The organism is Micromonospora sp. (assembly GCF_048594385.1).
GTDB classification, from domain to species: domain Bacteria; phylum Actinomycetota; class Actinomycetes; order Mycobacteriales; family Micromonosporaceae; genus Micromonospora; species Micromonospora wenchangensis.
Genome location: NZ_JBMDWU010000172.1, coordinates 1 through 3,290, shown reverse-complemented (window position 1 = coordinate 3,290; position 3,290 = coordinate 1). Strand labels below are relative to the sequence as shown.

Annotated in this window: 4 protein-coding genes; all 4 read right to left on the bottom strand. The window is 71.9% G+C overall.

Going from position 1 to position 3,290, the window contains the following annotated elements; translation table 11 throughout:
- Window positions 1-103: 103 nt before the first annotated feature.
- A complete protein-coding gene (gene der, locus ACOJTC_RS09025) occupies window positions 104-1,501 on the bottom strand; it encodes a ribosome biogenesis GTPase Der (protein WP_204928588.1) in 1,398 nt (465 codons plus the stop codon).
- Window positions 1,498-2,178, bottom strand: a complete 681-nt coding sequence (gene cmk / locus ACOJTC_RS09020; RefSeq protein ID WP_204928589.1) for a (d)CMP kinase — start codon at window positions 2,176-2,178, stop codon at window positions 1,498-1,500. Before cmk ends, der begins: the two co-directional genes overlap by 4 nt.
- Before the next feature lie 183 nt (window positions 2,179-2,361).
- Complete coding sequence (locus ACOJTC_RS09015) at window positions 2,362-3,132, bottom strand: pseudouridine synthase (protein ID WP_357927168.1); 771 nt, start codon at window positions 3,130-3,132, stop codon at window positions 2,362-2,364.
- On the bottom strand, window positions 3,119-3,290 hold a 172-nt coding region (locus tag ACOJTC_RS09010; RefSeq protein WP_420116493.1), incomplete at its 5' end, for an SMC-Scp complex subunit ScpB. The genes ACOJTC_RS09015 and ACOJTC_RS09010, both read right to left, overlap by 14 nt.

Below are 3,290 nucleotides of genomic sequence, written 5' to 3'. Positions count from 1 at the left end.
GCCCCCCGCCGCGCCGGTGCGCACCGCCACCACCCCTAAAGCATCCTAGGAAAAGGGCTGCCGTTCCTCAGCGGGAGGAGCGGCAGCCCTTGTGCGGTGACGGTCAGCCGTGGGCCTTGCCCCGACCGCCGGGGCCGAGCTTCTTGCGGGGGCGTACGGAGATCTCCACCGGGCTGCCCTCGAAGCCGAACTCCTCGCGGAGCTTGCGCTCGACGAAACGCTGGTAGCCGGCGTCCAGGGGGGCGGTGGTGAACAGCACGAACCGTGGCGGGGAGACACCCGCCTGGGTGGCGAAGAGGATCTTCGGGGCCCGGCCGCCGCGCACCGGGTGGGGGGTGGCCTGCACCAGGGCGGTGAGCCACTGGTTGAGCTGCGCGGTGGGCACCCGGGTCTCCCAGCTCTCCAGCGCCTTGCGCAGCGCGGGGGCGAGCTTGTCGACGGCCCGGCCGGTCTGCGCCGACAGGTTGAGCCGGATCGCCCAGGGGATGCGGCGCAGCTCCCGGTCGATCTCCTTGTCCAGGTAGTACCGGCGGTCGGCGTCGACCAGGTCCCACTTGTTGAAGGCGATCACCAGGGCCCGGCCGGCCTCGACGACCATGGTCAGGATCCGCTGGTCCTGCTCGCTGATCGGCTCGCTGGAGTCGAGCAGCACCACCGCCACCTCGGCCGCCTCGATCGCCCCGGCGGTGCGCAGGCTGGCGTAGTACTCGGTGCCGCTGGCCTTGCCGACCCGCTTGCGCAGCCCGGCGGTGTCGACCAGTTGCCAGGTCTCGCCACCGATCTCGACGAGGCTGTCCACCGGGTCGACGGTGGTGCCGGCGACCGAGTCGACGACCGCCCGTTCCTCACCGGAGAACCGGTTGAGCAGGCTGGACTTGCCGACGTTGGGCCGGCCGACCAGCGCCACCCGGCGGGGGCCGCGCGGCCGGTTCTCGACGATCTTCGGAGCCTCGGGCAGGGCGTCTAGGATGGCGTCGAGCAGTTCCCCGGATCCCCGGCCGTGCAGTGCGGAGATCGGGTACGGCTCGCCGAGCCCCAGCGACCACAGCGAGGTGGCCTCCAGCTCGATGGTGCTGTTGTCGGTCTTGTTGGCCACCAGGATCACCGGCTTGGCGCTGCGCCGCAGCATCCGCACCGCGGCCTCGTCCACGTCGGTCGAGCCGACCATCGCGTCGACCACGAAGATCACCACGTCGGCGGTGAGCACCGCCGTCTCGGCCTGCGCGGCGATCGCCGCCGCCCGGTCCTTCGCGTCCGGTTCCCAACCGCCGGTGTCCACCACGGTGAACGAGCGGCCGTTCCACTGCGCGTCGTAGGGCACCCGGTCCCGGGTCACCCCGGGGACGTCCTCGACGACCGCCTGCCGGCGGCCGATGATCCGGTTGACCAGCGTCGACTTACCCACGTTGGGGCGGCCCACCACGGCCACCACCGGCTGCGGACCGGTCGGCTCGTCGACCTCGACGTCCGGTTCGCGCAGCTCCACCCATCCGTCGCTCATGCCACTCCCCGCTCGGTGAGCAGCCCACGCAGCCGGTCGACGACCTCGTCGATGCCCAGCTCGGTGGTGTCCAGTTCGACGGCGTCGGCGGACTGCCGCAGCGGGTCGACCGTGCGGGTGGAGTCGAGCCGGTCCCGGCGGGCCAGGTCCGCGGCGGTCGCCGCGACGTCGACGGCGTCCTCGGCGCTGCGCCGCCGGGCCCGGGCCGCCTCGGAAGCGGTCAGGTAGACCTTCAGGTCGGCGTCGGGTGCCACCACGGCACCGATGTCCCGACCCTCGACGACGATCCGACCGGCGTGGGTGATCAGTTCCCGCTGCCGGGCCACGAGCAGCGCCCGCACCGCCGGGACGGCGGCCACCGCGGAAACCGCGCCGGTCACCTCGGGACCCCGGATCTCCCGGTCGACGTTCACCCCGTCGACGGTCACGCCGTACCCCTGGGGGTCGGTGCCGATGCGCAGCTCGACCTCCTCGGCGACCTTGCCCACCGCGGCGGCGTCGGCCAGGTCAACGCCGGAACGCAGCACCGCCCAGGTGATCGCCCGGTACATCGCACCGGTGTCCAGGTAGCGGGCACCGAGGCCGGCGGCGAGCCGCCGCGAGACGGTGGACTTACCCGAACCGGACGGCCCGTCCACAGCGACCACGCAGCGCCCGGCCCGTACGTTTTCCTCCACCGTTGTCCTCCTCAGCCCGTATCTCTCGGGTCGCCGGTCGTCCCGACGCCGTTGAGCGGTCGTCCATCGTCATCCATCATCCCGCGCCTCGCGGGTGTCTCCGCGCCGCCGGTGCGGCGCACGCCACCACCGGCCCGCGGGCCGCGTGGAAGCCTACCGGCACACCTACCCGCTCAGACGGGGTCAGTCACCCACGGCCTTGAACAGGGCGGCGACCTCCGCGTTGGTCAGCCGCCGGATCCGCCCGGTGCGCAGGTCACCGAGCTTGATCGGCCCGATCGAGGTACGCACCAGCCGGGACACCGGGTGTCCGACCTCGGCCAGCAGCCGCCGGACGATGTGCTTGCGTCCCTCGTGCAGGCTCAGCTCCACCTGGGCGGTTTTACCCAGGGTGTCCACCACCTTGAACGAGTCGACCTTCACGGGCCCGTCCTCCAGCTCCACACCGGCCAGCAGCCGCTTGCCGAGGTTACGCGGGATCGGCCCGGCCACCTCGGCCAGGTAGGTCTTGAGCACCTGGTACGACGGGTGCATCAGCTTGTGGGTCAGGGTGCCGTCGTTGGTGAGCAGCAGCAGGCCCTCGCTGTCGGCGTCGAGCCGCCCGACGTGGTAGACCCGTTGCTCGACCCGGTTGCCGATGAACTCGGCCAGCTCGTTGCGGCCCTTCTCGTCGGCCATCGTGGTGACCACCCCGCGCGGCTTGTTCATCGCCACGTACACCAGGCGGTTGTCGGCCTGCAGGCGTTCCCCGTCGACGTGGATCACGGCGGTGGTGGGGTCGACCTTGTCCCCGAGCTGGGCGACCCGCCCGTTCACGGTCACCCGACGTCGGAAGATCAGATCCTCGCAGGCACGTCGGGAACCGACGCCGGCGGCGGCGAGCACCTTCTGGAGGCGCTCGGCGCCCTCGTACACGGGGGCGTCGGACTTGGGGGTACGGCTATCGCGTGGCATCGGCAAGCTCTTCTACGTCGTCGGGGAGGAACGGGGCGAGCGGGGGCAGGTCGGCGACCGAGTCCAGGCCCAGCTTCTCCAGGAACATCGTGGTGGTCCGGTAGAGGAACGCCCCACTGTCCGGTTCGGCGCCGCACTCCTCGACCAACCCCCGGGAG